Source organism: Tsukamurella pseudospumae, from assembly GCF_001575205.1.
GTDB lineage: Bacteria > Actinomycetota > Actinomycetes > Mycobacteriales > Mycobacteriaceae > Tsukamurella > Tsukamurella pseudospumae.
In genome coordinates this window covers 223113-237274 of the sequence record NZ_LSRE01000012.1, presented here as the reverse complement: position 1 = coordinate 237274, position 14162 = coordinate 223113, and the positions used below count along the sequence as shown (strand labels likewise).

The following is a 14162-nucleotide window of genomic DNA, read 5'->3' as shown; positions in this document are numbered from 1 at the left end:
TAATGCTCAATAGCGCGGGCGGCGGACCTCGTCCAGCTTGGGCTTGACGTCCAGCATGTAGACCAGGACGCCGATCGCCCCGATCACCAGCCCCATGCCATTGAGACCGGCCAGGGCCAGCAGTATGCACGCGACGAGCGTCAGCGACCAGTACTTCTTCTGCCACTTCCCGGTGGCCCGGAAGGCGTCCTCGGGCGCACGCAGAGCGTGCACCAGCGCGAACAGCCCGCCACCGACGATGAGCACTGTCACCACCAGATAGGCGTAGAAAGTCACGGAGCCGAACGCGTACAGCAGGTTCATGGCACCAGCCTAAAGGTCGGGCGCCCGGCGGCAGTGCCGCCGGGCGCCCGGGGTGGAGCTGAGGGTGTGACGATCAGGCGTCGGCCTTCTTCGGCGCAGCCTTGGGGGCGGCCTTCTTGACGGCGGCGGTGGCCTTCTCGGTGGTCTCCTTGACGGTGGCCTCGACCTTGTCGGCGGCGGCCTCGGCCTCGTCACCGGCACGGTTGACCAGCTTCGCGGCGCGCTCGCCGACCTGCTTGGTGGCGGACGCGACCTGGCCCAGCGAGGACTCGGTCAGCTCGACGGCCTGGTTGTAGGCCTTGGTCGCCTGCTCGGTGGCGTCCTCGATCACGGAGCCCGACTTGATGCGCTCGAAGGCGCTCTCGCCGCGCTCGGCGAGCGACTCGTAGATGTCGGTCGCGACCTGGATGTAGGCGGCGGCCACCTTGCGCAGCTCCTCGGGGGTGAACTTGGCGCGCAGCTCGTCGACGTCCTTGGGCAGGCCGTCCTTGGCCTCGGTCAGCTTGGCCTGCGCGGAATCGGCGGCCTCCTCGACCTTCGCCTGGGCCTCCTCGACCTTGGTCTGGAAGTCCTTCGACGCGTCGGTGGCTGCGGCGCGCAGCTTCTCGACGACCTCGGCCACGGCCTCGTAGGCGTAGTCACCGGCGCCGAGGGCGGCGAACAGGGGGGTCTTCAGGTCTTCGAGGGTGTTCTGCTCGGTCATGGGACGTTCTCCTTCAATGCGGTCTCGTTCTCGCGGCGGAAGCTCTCGTAGACGTCGAGTAGGGCCTGCTTCTGCCGCTCGTTGATGGCAGTGTCCGCGATCAGTGCGTCGCGTACCGGGGACTCCGGACGCTCCTCGAGGATCCCGGCCTGCACGTAGAGCACCTCCGCCGAGAGCCGTAGCGCTTTGGCGATCTGCCCGAGCACGTCGGCCGACGGTCGTCGGAGCCCCCGCTCGATCTGGCTGAGATACGGGTTGGAAACCCCCGCCCTCTCCGCCAGTTGCCGGATGGACACCTCCGCCGCAAGACGTTGCGCCCGGATGAACGCTCCAATATCGGATCCCGAGTTCACTGAATTCACTTCGGGCTCTTCATTGCTCGTCATGTCCGGTCTCCCGTCTGCGCGGCTGACACCACGCTAACAGCTAGTGCTAGCTCTTGCAAGCAGTTGGTTAGCAGTGTGATTCTGATCATTGACACGAACCGCGTGCCTCAGAAGAAGATCTGAGTGATCGTGTAGATCGCCAGGCCGGCCAGGGCGCCGACGACGGTTCCGTTGATCCGGATGAACTGCAGGTCCCGACCCACCGCGAGCTCGATCTTCCCCGACGCCTCGTCGGCGTCCCAGCGCGCGACGGTGTCGGTGATGATCGAGGTGATCTGCCCCGCGTAGTTCTCGACGAGGTGCCGCACCGAGCGATCGACCCAGAAGTCGACCTTCCCGCGCAGCGCCGGGTCGTCGCGCAGTCGCACGCCGAACCGGGCGGCGGACTCGCTGAACTTCTCGCGCAGCGTCGAATCGGGGTCGTCGACCGACGCCTCGATCATCCGCTTGGCCGCGCGCCAGGCCGCCTGCGCCGCGGTGCGCACCTCCTCGCGCCCCATCAGCTCCGCCTTGACGTCCTCGACCTTGGCGATGGTCCGCGGGTCGTGCTGCAGGTCGGAGGCGAAGTCCCAGAGGAAGGTACTCATGGCGTGCCGCACCTCGTGGTCGGGGTCGCTGCGCACCTTCCACGTGAACTCGACGAGCTCGCGGTAGATCCGTTCCCCCAGCAGCGAGTTGACGAACTTGGGCGACCACTGCGGACCGTCGGTGTCGACGATCTTGTCGATGACGCCCTGGCTGCCCAGGGCCCAGTGGTGGGCGCGCTCGGCGAGCAGGTTGATCAGCGGCAGCTGGCGCTGCTCCTGCAGCAGGGTCTCGACGAGGCGCCCGATGGGCGGCCCCCACTCGGGTTCGGCGAGCCGTTTGATGATGGTGGAGTTGAGCACGGCCTCGACGTCCTCGTCGCGCAGCACCTCGCTCATGACCTTGACCAGCTTCGCGGCCTCGGCGCCCAGCTTCTGCGAGTTGTCGGGGTCCGCCATCCAGTTGGCGACGCGGCCGCTGAGCTCGAGCGAGCCGACCTTCTCCGCGATCACGTCGGGCGTGAGGAAGTTGCTCTCGACGAACCCGCCGAGCGCGTCGCCCAGCTGGTCCTTCTTGCGCTTGATGATGGCCGTGTGCGGGATCGGCAGGCCCAACGGGTGCCGGAACAGCGCGGTCACCGCGAACCAGTCCGCGAGGCCGCCGACCATGCCCGCCTCGGACGCGGCCTTGACGTACCCGACCCACGGCCCGGCGATCGACAGGTGCGCACCCTTGGTGTCCAGGTACTCGCAGATCAGGTAGATGATGGCCGCGCCGATGAGGAAGGAGAGGGCCAGCGCCTTCATCTTCCGCAGGTCTCGGCGCTTCTGCTCGTCGGGCGTGCCGAAGGGGCTCGCCTGCGGGGCGAGGGGCGTGGCCGCCGGGGATGACACCGTCACGAGTCGATCTTGCCCGAAGATCCGTACCTCCGACGGATAGGGTGACCCCATGGCGAAGAAGAGCGGTTGGTCCGGTTCCGTCTCCGAGGCCCTGCGGTGGCGTCCCGGGGGTCTCGTGCAGGACATCGACACCTCCGGCAAGCCGGGTTTCGACGGTGACAAGGCGGCGGGCGAGGCGCTCCTCGCCGAGCGCGGCGAGCGGCTCTCGCAGCTGCAGGAGCTGCTGTACGCGAACGGTCGCGCGGGCGATCACCGTTCGGTGCTGCTGGTGCTGCAGGGCATGGACACGGCCGGCAAGGGCGGCATCGTCCGGCACGTGATCGGCATGGTCGATCCGCAGGGCGTCAAGACCGCCTCGTTCGGCAAGCCCACCGAGGAGGAGCTGGCCCACGACTTCCTCTGGCGCATCCACCAGCAGACCCCCAAGGGCGGCCAGATCGGTGTCTTCGACCGCTCGCACTACGAGGACGTGCTGGTCGTCCGCGTGCACGACCTGGTGCCGCAGTCGGTGTGGGAGCCGCGCTACGGGATCATCAACAGCTTCGAGGAGGACCTGGCCGCGTCGGGCGTCACCGTGGTCAAGGCCGCGATGTTCGTCTCGCTGGACGAGCAGAAGAAGCGACTGCAGGAGCGACTGGACCGCCCCGACAAGTACTGGAAGTACAACCCCGCCGACATCGACGAGCGCGGCTACTGGCCGAAGTACCAGGAGGCCTACCAGGCCATGCTCGACCGCACCAGCGTCGACGGCGCTCCCTGGCACGTCATCCCCGCCGACCGCAAGTGGTTCTCCCGCCTCGCGATCACCGAGCTGCTCATCGAGGCGCTCGAGGGCCTCGGGCTGGACTGGCCGCCCGCCGATTTCGACGTCGAGCACGAGAAGGCCCGCCTGGCGGACGCGTAGCCCGCTCGCGCTCCACATGCCCGACGGTGCGCCGTCGCCCGGCCCGCCGCTGAGATGTCGACCCCATGCCGGCGGGCACCCGGAGTAGCGATCACGCCAGGCGCGCAGCCCGGCGCTTGCCGGACCACACCTCCTCGACGACGACCTGCACCAGCAGGGCGATCGCGCTCCACACCAGCGCGGCGAGCGGCGTGGCGCCCGCGGCCACGGCCGCGACGCCGGCGCCCAGGAGGGCGAGGGTGATGCACACCGCGAAGGCGCGGTGGCCGTCGAAGCCGGTGAGGTAGGCGTCCATGACGCCGATCCCGAGGACCGCGACCGCCAGCGGCACGACGAACGCCGACGCGACCACCACGTTGCTCACGTGGGCCTCGTGCGAGATGCCGAGTGCCTCGACGTGCAGCCCGGCGCCGAACGCCGCGATCCCCATGAAGATCACCATGTGGCCGTAACCCCAGGCGAAGCACTTGTTCGGATTCCGCACGAGCGCCTCCCCGACCGGGATCGAGAAGTAGATCCACCAGATCGACAGGTTGAGCATCATCGCGGCGACACCGAGTACGGCGATGTCGGGGCTCCAGCCCTGGGCCTTGAGCAGCGCCTGCAGCGCGACGACGGTGCCGACCACACCCTCGCCGAGCGTGATGATGGTGAGCAGGCCGTAGCGCTCGGCGATGTGGTGCGGGTTCCACGGAGTCCGCTCGCGCCGCTCGGCGACGTACGGCCCGCCGAGTTCGACGACGAACAGGATCAGGCCCGCGACGAGTACCTGCGCCAGGGTCAGCGGCGCGAACGCGCTGAAGATCCACCCGATCTGCGCGGTGGTGATCGCGACGATGTAGATGACTGCCGCCTTGCGGTACTGGGGCGACGAGACGGCCACGCGGGTCCACTGCGCGAGCAGCGCGACGCGCATCACCACGTATCCGATCACCAGCACCGTGTTGTTCGGCTGCTCGTGGGCGGCGACCGACGCGAAGAAGGGCTCCACGCCGAGACCCATGATGCAGACGCCGATCATCTGCAGCGCAGTGACGATGCGGAAGAGCCAGTCGTCCGTGTCGAACGCGGAGGCCATCCAGGTGAAGTTGATCCACGCCCAGATCGCGGCGAAGGCGCAGAACCCGAATCCGAGGAAGGCGGCGAAGTAGTGCCCCTCCGCGATCGCGTCGGCGAGCTGCACGCCCGCGAGGGAGAAGACCACCACGAAGGTGAGGTCGAAGAGCAACTCCAGCGTGGTGGCCGTCCGGCCCTCCTCGTGCGGATCGCGCCCGGACATCCGTACCAATCGACGGCGCATCGCCGACGGTGCTTCACTCACTCGCGTCTCCCTCTTCGCAACCCCACGGAACGAAGCTCATCGTAGGCACGCCGAGCGTCCTCCGCGCGCCCGGATCAGCGGGTGGTGTAGCCGCCGTTGGCGAACAGCGTCTGGCCGGTGATCCAGTGCCCGTCGGTCGCGAGGAAGTCGACGATCGGGGCGATGTCCTCGATGAGGGTCAGGCGATCGCCCATGCCCTGCGACTTGTGGAACGCGACGCGCTCGGGCGTCTCCTGGCCGTAGAAGAAGGGCGTGTCCATGGGGCCGGGCGCGATGGCGTTGACGGTGATCCCGCGGCCCGCGAACTCCTTGGCCGCGGCGCGGTTGAAGTGCTCCACCGGCGACTTACCGCCCGCGTAGGTGGAGTAGCCGTCGGTGAAGGCGCCGAGCAGCGCGGTCACGATCGTGATCAGCGTGCCGCCGTCGCCCAGCGTGCGGCCCGCCTCCTTGATGAAGAAGTAGGCGGCCTTGGCGTTGATGTCCAGCATCGAGTCGTACTCGGCCTCAGAGGTTTCCAGGATCGGCTTGCGCAGCACCTTGCCGACGGTGTTCACCGCGACGTCGACGCCGCCGAACTCGGCCACGGCCGCGTCGAACAGCTCAGTGACCTTCGACGGTGCCGTCAGGTCGCCCTGGAAGAGCAACGCCTTCCCACCCGCGGCCTCGACGGCGGCCGCCGTCTCCCGCGCTTCCGCCTCCGACGACGGGCTGTTGTAGTGCACGACCACGTTCGCGCCGAGGCCGGCGAGATGGCGGCTGACCAGGCCACCGAGGTTCTTTCCGCCGCCGGCCACCACTGCCGTCTTCCCTGCGAGCTTCGTCATGTCTTCTCCCTCGTCGTCGTGCGCGCCGGTGTTGGGCGCATCGGTGTTTGCAGTACCCAACGTAGGCGCGGGAAAGACAACCGACAATCGAATGTTTTCGGACTATTCACCAGTGCTGTTTGTGAATAGGATGGTGAGGTGACCACGCCCGACCTCCGCCGCCTGGAACAGTTCGTCGCCGCGATGGAGGAGCCCTCGCTCGCCGCCGCGGCCGCCCGACTGCACCTGAGCCAGCAGGCCCTCTCCGCCGCGCTCCGCCAGCTCGAGCGCGAGCTCGGCACGTCGCTGTTCACGCGCTCCGGGCGCCGCCTCGCCCCCACCGCCGCGGCCCGCACCCTGTACGACGGTGCGCCGTCCCTCCTGTCCGGCGCCCGGCTGCTCGCGGCGCGCGCCCGGGACGCGGGGGCGCAGCGCCGGCCACCGTTCGTCGTCGGCCGCAGCCCCGCGGTGACCGCCGACGAGGCCTACGAGATCCTGGAACCGCTGATCACCCAGGAGGATCCGCCGTCGGTCACCGTGCGCGAGCTGTTCCCGGCGGCGATGGTGGCCGAGCTGCAGGAGGGCACCGTCGACCTGGTGCTCCGGCGCGGCGCAGCCCTACCGGACCAGCTGGCGGGCGGCACGCTCGTCTACCACCCACTGCGGGTCGCCCTGCACCGCGACCACGAGCTGGCCGGTCGCGAACGCCTCGCGCTGGCCGAGCTCGCGCCGTCGCCGATCGTGGTGTGGGCGCCGCCGCACGCGTCGTTCTACACGGATTTCCTGGTCGCGCAGTGCCGTCGGGCCGGCTTCGAGCCGGACCTGCTGATCAACCACGTGCAGGGCACGCCGCCCGCGACGGCGGTGCTCGCCGCGCCGCACGCGGCCGCGTTCGTGACCGGTCCGCCCGGGGAACGCCTCGGGGGCCGGGTCACGGTCGTCGAGCTCGACGATGCCCCGCAGGTCCCGGTGCAGGCGCTGTGGCTGCCGCACACCACCGATCCGGTCCGCGCCGCACTCCTCGCCGCCCACCCGCCGGCCTGACACACGCTTCTTCCCGCGAGGCCCAGCGGCACGCCCCGTCTCAGCTCACTGTGGTGGCGATCAGTCCGCGCGCCGCGCGGTGACGAACTGGCCCTGACCGCTGACCGTCTGCTTGACGTCCACGAGGCCGTTGTCCCGGAGCCAGCCGGTGATCTCGTCCTTGCCGAACCAGCGGAAGCCCGAGACCCGTTCGGCCGTGGACGATCCGAGGACCGAGGTGAGCGGGGTCTGCAGCGAGGTGAACAGCGCGACCCGCCCGCCGGGCTTGACCACGCGACAGATCTCCCGGACCGCCAGCCGGGGCGCCGGGATCAGGTACAGCGCGGCCAGGCAGACGACGGTGTCGAAGGCACCGTCGGGGAAGGGCAGCTCGAGGGCACTGCCCCGGACGTAGACGACGCGATCCCCCGCGTTGTCGCGCACGGCGCGCTGCAGCATCGCGTCGGAGACGTCCAGGCCGACGACCACCCCGTCGCCGCTGAGCTTGCGCGCCAACGGTTTCGTGTACAGCCCCGGACCGCAGGCCACGTCGAGGATCTTCTGGTCGCCGCGGCCGGTCAGCTCGTCGAGGAGCACGTCCTGCCGGCTCAGGGTGCCGGAGCCACCGAGGCTGAACAGACGGGTGAACGCGGGCCGCCACGCCTTCTCGTACACCGCGGCCAGCGCCGGGTTGTGCATGAGCGCATTGCTCAGCCCCGTCGGCTTCGCGCTCTCGGGCTTGAGCACGTCGAGGTAGCCGTGAGTGCGGTCCGGCTCGCGGCCGAGCCGGGTGGGGTCGAGCATCGCCTCGACCCGGTCGATCGCGCCGGTCATGCGGCCCACGCTAGCGCGCTCCGCGCCGACCCGGGTCCGTTCCCGTTCGATGTCGCTCTGCAGCAGGTGCGCACTGATCGCAGTGGCCGCGACGGAGCCCGCACCGGCGGCGACGATGACCTGGGCCATGGGGTTGACGACATTGCCCGCCGCCCACACGCCGGGCTGTCCGGTGACGGCACCCATCGGGTCGACGGGCACCGTCGGGAAGGGGCCCGCGGCGACGCGCTCGGCGCCGAGTCCGATGAGCAGGTCGTCCTGCGGGACGAACCGCGGGCCGACGAACACGGCCTCCCGCTCGATCTCCGTGCCGTCGGCGAGCCGGACGGCGCGCAGGGCGTCACCCTCGACGACCAGGCCGGCCACGGCACCGTCGACGATGCTGGTGCCGCGCGCCTCGATCGTGGTCCGGTCCTCGGTGGAGATGTCGAGGCCGTTGGTGAAGAACACCATGTCGCGCGACCACTGCGGGATGAGCAGCGCCTGGTGCACGGACATCGCGGCCACCTCGCCGCCGATCACCGCGAGCGGGCGGTCGCGGACCTCGTAGCCGTGGCAGAAGGGGCAGTGCAGGACGTCGCGGCCGAACCGCTCGGCGACGCCGGGGATGTCGGACAGCACGTCGGTCAAGCCGGTGGCGACCAGCAGGGTCCGAGCGCGCAGCACCTCGTCACCGGCGACCACCTCGATCAGGTCGCCGTCCCGCCGCGCGGCCGTCGCCCTGCCGGAGTGGACGCGCACGCCGTAGGCCTGCGCCTCGCGCCGACCGATCGCCAGCAGCTCCGCCGGGTTCAGTCCGTCGTGCCCGAGGTAGCCGTGCATGTGCTCGGCCGGGGCGTTGCGGGGCTCGCCCGCATCGACGACGGTGACCGAACGTCGCGCCCGGCCGAGGACCTGTGCCGCGGTGAGGCCGGCGGCCCCACCGCCGACGATGACGGTGTCGATGATGATCTCGTTCATGGGATCCACCGTGCCCCGGAAACGACTGAACCGGCAAGTTTCCTTGCCGGTTCAGCAACTGTTCTGTCTACTTCGCGGGGTACTCGAAGAAGCCGCGGCCGGCCTTCTTGCCCTTGTAGCCGGCCTCGACCATGCGCAGCAGGAGCGGCGGGGCGGCGTAGAGCGGCTCCTTGTACTCCTCGTACATGGCGTCGGCGATGAACTTCACGGTGTCCAGGCCGATGAGATCGGTCAGCTTGAGCGGGCCCATCGGGTGTGCCAGGCCCAGCACGATCGCCTTGTCGATGTCCTCGGCCGTGGCGAAGCCCGACTCGTACATACGGATCGCCGAGAGCAGGTACGGGACCAGCAGGGCGTTGACGATGAAGCCCGAGCGGTCGGTCGCGTGCACGACCTGCTTGCCCAGCACCTCGGAGGCGAACTGCTCGGCGCGGGCCACGGCACCGTCGGACGTGGACAGCGAGCTGATCACCTCGACGAGCGGGAGCACCGGCACCGGGTTGAAGAAGTGCAGGCCCAGGACGCGGCCGGGGTTCTTCGTGGCCTCGGCGATGCGCTGGATCGGCAGCGACGAGGTGTTCGACGCGAGCACGGCGTCGGGGTCGGTCACCACGGCGTCGAGCTTGCCGAACACCTCGGCCTTGACGGCCTCGTTCTCGACGATGGCCTCGATCACCAGCTGGCGGTCGGCGAAGTCGGCGAGGTCGGTGGTGAAGGTCAGCCGCTCGGCGGCCTGGTCCCGCTCACGCTCGGTGATCTTGCCGCTGGACACGGCCCGGTCCAGCGACTTGAGGATGCGCGCGCGACCGCCGGCCGCGAGCTCCTCCGTGGCCTCCCAGACCAGCACGTCGGCGCCGGCGCGGGCCGACACCTCGGCGATACCGCCACCCATTTGGCCGGCGCCCACGACACCGACGCGAGAAACACTCTCAGACATTTCCGCCTCTCCGAAACTTCTGCCGATATGAAGGAGGCCCGCAACGTCGCGTTGCGGGCCTCCTGTCAGGTATTCGGGCACGTTTGCGCGTACCCCTGTGGGATTACCCTCGTCTCACCTCACGCACTCGTCGCGTGTGACACGGGGCACTCCCAGACCAACTCCCTAGTGGAACTGGCCTTCCTCGGTCGAGCCCTTCAGCGCCGCGGTGGACGTGTTGGGGTCGACGGTGGTGGCGATGCGGTCGAAGTAACCGGCGCCGACCTCGCGCTGGTGCTTCGTGGCGGTGTAACCGCGCTCCTCAGCAGCGAACTCGCGCTCCTGCAGGTCGACGTAGGCCGACATCTGGTTGCGGGCGTAGCCGTGCGCCAGGTCGAACATCGAGTAGTTGAGGGCGTGGAAGCCGGCCAGCGTGATGAACTGGAAGGTGAAGCCCATGGCGCCCAGCTCGTTCTGGAACTTCGCGATGGTCGCGTCGTCCAGGTGCTGCTTCCAGTTGAACGACGGCGAGCAGTTGTACGCCAGCAGCTGGTCCGGGAAGTCGGCCTTGACGGCCTCGGCGAACTTCTTGGCGAGCTCGAGATCGGGCTTGCCGGTCTCCATCCAGATCATGTCGGCGTAGGGCGCGTAGGCCTTGGCACGGGCGATGCAGGGCTCGACACCGTTCTTGATGCCGAAGAAGCCCTCGGACGTGCGGGTGCCGTCGAGGAAGGGCTTGTCACGGTCGTCCACGTCGGTGGTCAGCAGCGTGGCGGCCTCGGCGTCGGTACGGGCGATCACCACGGTGGGGGTGTTCGCGACGTCCGCGGCCAGACGGGCCGAGGTCAGGGTGCGGATGTGCTGCTGGGTGGGGATGAGCACCTTGCCACCGAGGTGGCCGCACTTCTTCTCCGAGGCGAGCTGATCCTCCCAGTGGGTACCGGCGGCACCCGCGGCGATCATGGCCTTCTGCAGCTCGTAGACGTTGAGCGCGCCACCGAAGCCGGCCTCGCCGTCGGCGACGATCGGCACGACCCAGTTGTCGACGGCGTTGTCGCCCTCGACCTTGGCGATCTCGTCGGCACGGAGCATCGCGTTGTTGATGCGGCGGACCACGGCCGGAACCGAGTTGGCCGGGTACAGCGACTGGTCCGGGTAGGTGTGGCCCGCGAGGTTCGCGTCGCCGGCGACCTGCCAGCCGGAGAGGTAGATGGCCTTGAGGCCGGCGCGCACCTGCTGCACGGCCATGTTGCCGGTGAGGGCACCCAGGGCGTTGATGTACGAGCCGTCGCCCTTGGTCACGCCGTCCCAGAGGATCTCGGCGCCGCGCTTGGCGAGCGTGTTCTCCTCGACGACGGAGCCCTGGAGCTCCTCCACCTGAGCGGCGGTGTAGTCGCGCTTGATGCCGTTCCAGCGCGGGTTGGTGTCCCAATCCTGCTGGATCTCTGCGGCGGTCCTCGGCTGTCCGACGGTGCTCATTGGCTCCCCGTTCTTCGCTCTAGTCGATAAAGATTCAATCGGCCACCGATGGCGGGCGAGAGGCTGATCGCTAACCCGCTTCACTGCACCGGCGTTGCGCCTGAAGCCACTGTGCCACACCTAAAGCCGCAGGCCAAGGCAGTCGACGATGCCAAAGCAAGCCATGAAATCAGGAAGATCGTGCTAATTCTGCGAAGGATCGTCGCACGGCCCGCAGAAAAAAGTACGTCCGTACTGGGAGTTTGCGGGCCGGGCTTCCCGGCCCCGTCGGGCCGATTCCGACGGTCCGCCGCGGCCCGGCCGCGCACCGTCGGACCGGTTGTGTGACGTACTTCACTGCGAAGGTGGGCGATCGCTCCCGGAACGCACCGGTAGCTGGGCTTCCACGACTAATATTCGCTGCATGTCCAAGACCTTCGTGGGTGCTCGCCTCCGGGGCCTGCGCAAGGAGCGCGGGCTGTCGCAGGCGTCCCTCGCGGAGGCGCTGGAGATCTCGCCGTCCTACCTGAATCAGATCGAGCACGACGTGCGGCCGCTCAGCGTGCCGGTGCTGCTGAAGATCACCGACGTCTTCGGCGTGGACACCTCGTTCTTCAACTCGCAGGACCAGACACGGCTCATCGCGGAGCTGCGCGAGGTCACGATGGACGTCGACGCGCCCACCAGTACCGACGAGCTCTCCGAGCTGGCCCGCGACCACCCCGGCTTCGCCCGCGCCATGGTCGCGCTGCACCGCCGCTACCTCGGCGCCGCCGACCAGCTCGCGCAGGTCACCGACGGCCGCAACGACCCCGGTGCGCGCGGCAGCATCCCCAACCCGCACGAGGAAGTGCGGGACTTCTTCTACCAGCGGCAGAACTACTTCCACGAGCTGGACACCGCCGCGGAGGAGCTCACCGCCCGGATGCGCATGCACAGCGCCGACGTCCGCACCGAGATCGTCACCCGCCTCGAGGCCGTGCACAACGTGTCCATCCGCCGCCGCGTCGACCTGGGCGAGACGGTGCTCCACCGGTACGACCCGCGCACCCGCGTGCTGGAGATCAACCGGCACCTGTCGGGCGGGCAGCAGGTCTTCAAGATGGCCGCCGAGCTCGCGTACCTCGAGTGCGGCCGCGAGATCGACGCCATGGTCGACGGTGCCGGGTTCGGCTCCGAGGAGGCCGGTCGCCTCGCGCGGCTCGGGCTCGCGAACTACTACGCCGCTGCGGTGGTGCTGCCGTACACGCAGTTCCACGGCGCCGCCGAGGAGTTCGAGTACGACATCGAGCGGCTGTCCGCGTTCTTCTCCGTGAGCTACGAGACCATCGCGCACCGTCTGTCCACGCTGCAGCGCCCCAACCTGCGCGGCGTGCCCCTGTCCTTCGTCCGCGTCGACCGCGCCGGGAACATGAGCAAGCGGCAGAGTTCCACCGGCTTCCACTTCTCGGCGTCCGGCGGCACGTGCCCGCTGTGGAACGTCTACGAGACCTTCGCGTGGCCGGGCAAGATCATCACGCAGATCGTCGAGATGCCCGACGGCCGCAACTACCTGTGGGTCGCGCGCACCGTCGAGCGCCGGGCCGCGCGGTACGGCCAGCCCGGCAAGACCTTCGCCATCGGCATCGGCTGCGAGCTGCGGCACGCCCACCGCCTCGTCTACGCCCGCGGCCTGGACCTGAGCGACGCCAACGCCACCCCCATCGGCGCCGGCTGCCGCGTCTGCGAGCGCTCCGGCTGCCCCCAGCGCGCCTTCCCCGCCATCGGCAAGAGCCTGGATATCGACGAGCACCGTTCCACCGTCTCGCCCTACCTCGTCCGTTAGCGACGTGCCCTCGACATCCCCGCCAACCGCTCCACGGTCAGCCCCTACCTCGTCCGTTGGCGACCTGCCCTCGACATCGCCGCCAATCGCTCCACGGTCTTCCCCTACCTCGTCCGGTACGCCGATCGCCCGACGGTGAAATGAACTTCGTTCAAATCCTGCTCCCGGCGGTGCACCGCACGCGGTAGCGTCGGGTCATGACACCGCGTGTGACGCCCGGCGGACTCGGCCGGCTCGGACCGATCAACTACGCCATCGCCAAGGTCGGGGCGCGGGCCGTCCGCGCCGACGACATGCACCTGTTCTCCACCCTCGGCCGCACGAAGCGGCTGTTCCTCGGCTGGCTCGGCTACTCCGGCATGCTGATGCCCTTCGGCGCGCTCAAGCGGACGGAGTCCGAGACGGTCATCGTCCGCGTCGCCCACCTGCGGGGGAACGCCTACGAGCTCGGCCACCACCGTCGCATCGGCGCCCGCGCCGGCCTCACGGCGACCCAGTTCGAGCGGATCTTCGACGGCTCCGGCTGGAACGAGCGCAGCGCTGCACTACTGGACGTGGTCACCGAGATCGTCGAGGACAAGTCCGTGTCCGACGATGCCTGGGCCCGCCTCGCCGAGTTCTACGACGAGCGTCGGCTGGTCGAGATCGTCCTGCTCGCCACCAATTACGACGGCCTCGCCACCACGATCGACGTCCTGGGGATCGAGCCGGAGCGGTGACGGCGCCGTCGACCGCCCTGCTCGCCGCCGCCCAGCGCGACGACCTGTTGTCGCGCTGGAACGAGCCGCACCGCAGGTACCACACCGTCGACCACCTTGCCGGGGTGCTGCGCGGCCTCGATGACCTCGCGGCGGCCGGCGCTCCCTTCGATCGCGACGCCGTCGAGCTCGCCGCATGGTTCCACGACGCCGTCTACGTGATCGGCGCCCCGGACAACGAGGAGCAGTCGGCCGTCCTGGCCGAGCAGATGCTGGGCGGTGAGCTGGGTACCGAGGTCGCGCGACTCGTGCGGGTGACGGCCGACCACGACGTCCCCGCCGGCGACCCCGACGCCGCGGCCCTGTGCGACGCCGATCTCGCCGTCCTCGCCTCCCCGCCCGACCGGTACCGCGCCTACGCGGCAGCGGTGCGGGCGGAGTATTCGACGGTGCCCGACGACCTGTTCCGGCCGGGCCGCGCGCAGGTTCTCCGCGGCCTGCTCGAGCACGCCTTCCTGTTCCACACCGCAGCGGGGCGGGCCCGGTGGGAGGAAGCGGCGCGCGCCAACCTGGTCGCAGAATTGAACGAGCTGGAGGCCTGATC

Annotated in this window: 14 protein-coding genes and 1 pseudogene; 5 read left to right on the top strand and 10 right to left on the bottom strand. The window is 69.4% G+C overall.

All coding sequences use genetic code 11. The annotated features are described in order from the left end of the window. Nucleotides 1-6 precede the first annotated feature (6 nt). The 4 genes from AXK61_RS09945 to AXK61_RS09930 form a co-directional block, all read right to left on the bottom strand. On the bottom strand, nucleotides 7-303 hold the full coding sequence (locus AXK61_RS09945) for a DUF2516 family protein (protein WP_068571118.1): 297 nt from the start codon (nucleotides 301-303) through the stop codon (nucleotides 7-9). 73 nt (nucleotides 304-376) lie between these two features. Beyond that, complete coding sequence (locus AXK61_RS09940) at nucleotides 377-1006, bottom strand: hypothetical protein (protein WP_068571119.1); 630 nt, start codon at nucleotides 1004-1006, stop codon at nucleotides 377-379. Next, a complete protein-coding gene (locus tag AXK61_RS09935; protein ID WP_068571120.1) occupies nucleotides 1003-1392 on the bottom strand; it encodes a helix-turn-helix domain-containing protein in 390 nt (129 codons plus the stop codon). The genes AXK61_RS09940 and AXK61_RS09935 overlap by 4 nt, the downstream gene beginning before the upstream one ends. Before the next feature lie 107 nt (nucleotides 1393-1499). Next, complete coding sequence (locus AXK61_RS09930; RefSeq protein ID WP_068571121.1) at nucleotides 1500-2816, bottom strand: DUF445 domain-containing protein; 1317 nt, start codon at nucleotides 2814-2816, stop codon at nucleotides 1500-1502. Nucleotides 2817-2865: 49 nt separating this feature from the next. Between AXK61_RS09930 and AXK61_RS09925 the strand changes: the two genes are divergently transcribed. After that, nucleotides 2866-3720, top strand: a complete 855-nt coding sequence (locus AXK61_RS09925) for a polyphosphate kinase 2 family protein (protein WP_068571122.1) — start codon at nucleotides 2866-2868, stop codon at nucleotides 3718-3720. Between the two features lie 91 nt (nucleotides 3721-3811). Here AXK61_RS09925 and AXK61_RS09920 read toward each other — a convergent pair whose 3' ends face one another. Together AXK61_RS09920 and AXK61_RS09915 are read right to left on the bottom strand one after the other, a co-directional pair. Further along, nucleotides 3812-5041: a low temperature requirement protein A gene (locus tag AXK61_RS09920; protein ID WP_231855497.1), complete on the bottom strand. Its 1230-nt coding sequence runs from the start codon at nucleotides 5039-5041 to the stop codon at nucleotides 3812-3814. 74 nt (nucleotides 5042-5115) lie between these two features. Next, the gene (locus AXK61_RS09915) at nucleotides 5116-5865 is read right to left on the bottom strand and encodes an SDR family oxidoreductase (RefSeq protein WP_068745078.1); all 750 of its coding nucleotides are present in this window, start codon (nucleotides 5863-5865) and stop codon (nucleotides 5116-5118) included. A 138-nt stretch (nucleotides 5866-6003) separates the two neighbouring features. On the opposite strand from AXK61_RS09915, the gene AXK61_RS09910 reads away from it, so the two are divergent. Next, on the top strand, nucleotides 6004-6888 hold the full coding sequence (locus tag AXK61_RS09910; RefSeq protein WP_068745076.1) for a LysR family transcriptional regulator: 885 nt from the start codon (nucleotides 6004-6006) through the stop codon (nucleotides 6886-6888). 60 nt (nucleotides 6889-6948) lie between these two features. Here AXK61_RS09910 and AXK61_RS25975 read toward each other — a convergent pair whose 3' ends face one another. The 4 genes and pseudogenes from AXK61_RS25975 to aceA form a co-directional block, all read right to left on the bottom strand. Continuing rightward, nucleotides 6949-7701: a class I SAM-dependent methyltransferase gene (locus tag AXK61_RS25975; protein WP_068745280.1), complete on the bottom strand. Its 753-nt coding sequence runs from the start codon at nucleotides 7699-7701 to the stop codon at nucleotides 6949-6951. 108 nt (nucleotides 7702-7809) lie between these two features. Further along, nucleotides 7810-8661, bottom strand: a pseudogene (locus AXK61_RS25970) (NAD(P)/FAD-dependent oxidoreductase); the annotation flags it as partial. Nucleotides 8662-8728: 67 nt separating this feature from the next. Next, nucleotides 8729-9598 carry a 3-hydroxybutyryl-CoA dehydrogenase gene (locus AXK61_RS09895; RefSeq protein WP_068571127.1) on the bottom strand — a complete coding sequence of 290 codons (870 nt, stop codon included), beginning with the start codon at nucleotides 9596-9598 and terminating at the stop codon, nucleotides 8729-8731. Between the two features lie 165 nt (nucleotides 9599-9763). Further along, on the bottom strand, nucleotides 9764-11056 hold the full coding sequence (aceA, locus tag AXK61_RS09890; protein ID WP_068571128.1) for an isocitrate lyase: 1293 nt from the start codon (nucleotides 11054-11056) through the stop codon (nucleotides 9764-9766). Nucleotides 11057-11459: 403 nt separating this feature from the next. Between aceA and ramB the strand changes: the two genes are divergently transcribed. From ramB to AXK61_RS09875, 3 genes are all read left to right on the top strand, one after another. Next, nucleotides 11460-12860, top strand: a complete 1401-nt coding sequence (gene ramB, locus AXK61_RS09885) for an acetate metabolism transcriptional regulator RamB (RefSeq protein ID WP_068571129.1) — start codon at nucleotides 11460-11462, stop codon at nucleotides 12858-12860. A gap of 197 nt (nucleotides 12861-13057) precedes the next feature. Further along, nucleotides 13058-13579, top strand: coding sequence for a carboxymuconolactone decarboxylase family protein (locus tag AXK61_RS09880; RefSeq protein WP_068571130.1), 522 nt, complete (start codon nucleotides 13058-13060; stop codon nucleotides 13577-13579). After that, complete coding sequence (locus tag AXK61_RS09875; protein WP_197466784.1) at nucleotides 13576-14160, top strand: HD domain-containing protein; 585 nt, start codon at nucleotides 13576-13578, stop codon at nucleotides 14158-14160. Before AXK61_RS09880 ends, AXK61_RS09875 begins: the two co-directional genes overlap by 4 nt. Nucleotides 14161-14162: the final 2 nt, after the last annotated feature.

Bases quoted from the DNA above. Each gene is read 5' to 3' on its own strand.
- aceA (WP_068571128.1), bottom strand. From the start codon at position 11,056: ATGAGCACCGTCGGACAGCCGAGGACCGCCGCAGAGATCCAGCAGGAT.
- AXK61_RS25975 (WP_068745280.1), bottom strand. From the start codon at position 7,701: ATGACCGGCGCGATCGACCGGGTCGAGGCGATGCTCGACCCCACCCGG.
- ramB (WP_068571129.1), top strand. From the start codon at position 11,460: ATGTCCAAGACCTTCGTGGGTGCTCGCCTCCGGGGCCTGCGCAAGGAG.
- AXK61_RS09935 (WP_068571120.1), bottom strand. From the start codon at position 1,392: ATGACGAGCAATGAAGAGCCCGAAGTGAATTCAGTGAACTCGGGATCC.
- AXK61_RS09895 (WP_068571127.1), bottom strand. From the start codon at position 9,598: ATGTCTGAGAGTGTTTCTCGCGTCGGTGTCGTGGGCGCCGGCCAAATG.
- AXK61_RS09945 (WP_068571118.1), bottom strand. From the start codon at position 303: ATGAACCTGCTGTACGCGTTCGGCTCCGTGACTTTCTACGCCTATCTG.
- AXK61_RS09940 (WP_068571119.1), bottom strand. From the start codon at position 1,006: ATGACCGAGCAGAACACCCTCGAAGACCTGAAGACCCCCCTGTTCGCC.
- AXK61_RS09915 (WP_068745078.1), bottom strand. From the start codon at position 5,865: ATGACGAAGCTCGCAGGGAAGACGGCAGTGGTGGCCGGCGGCGGAAAG.
- AXK61_RS09925 (WP_068571122.1), top strand. From the start codon at position 2,866: ATGGCGAAGAAGAGCGGTTGGTCCGGTTCCGTCTCCGAGGCCCTGCGG.
- AXK61_RS09880 (WP_068571130.1), top strand. From the start codon at position 13,058: ATGACACCGCGTGTGACGCCCGGCGGACTCGGCCGGCTCGGACCGATC.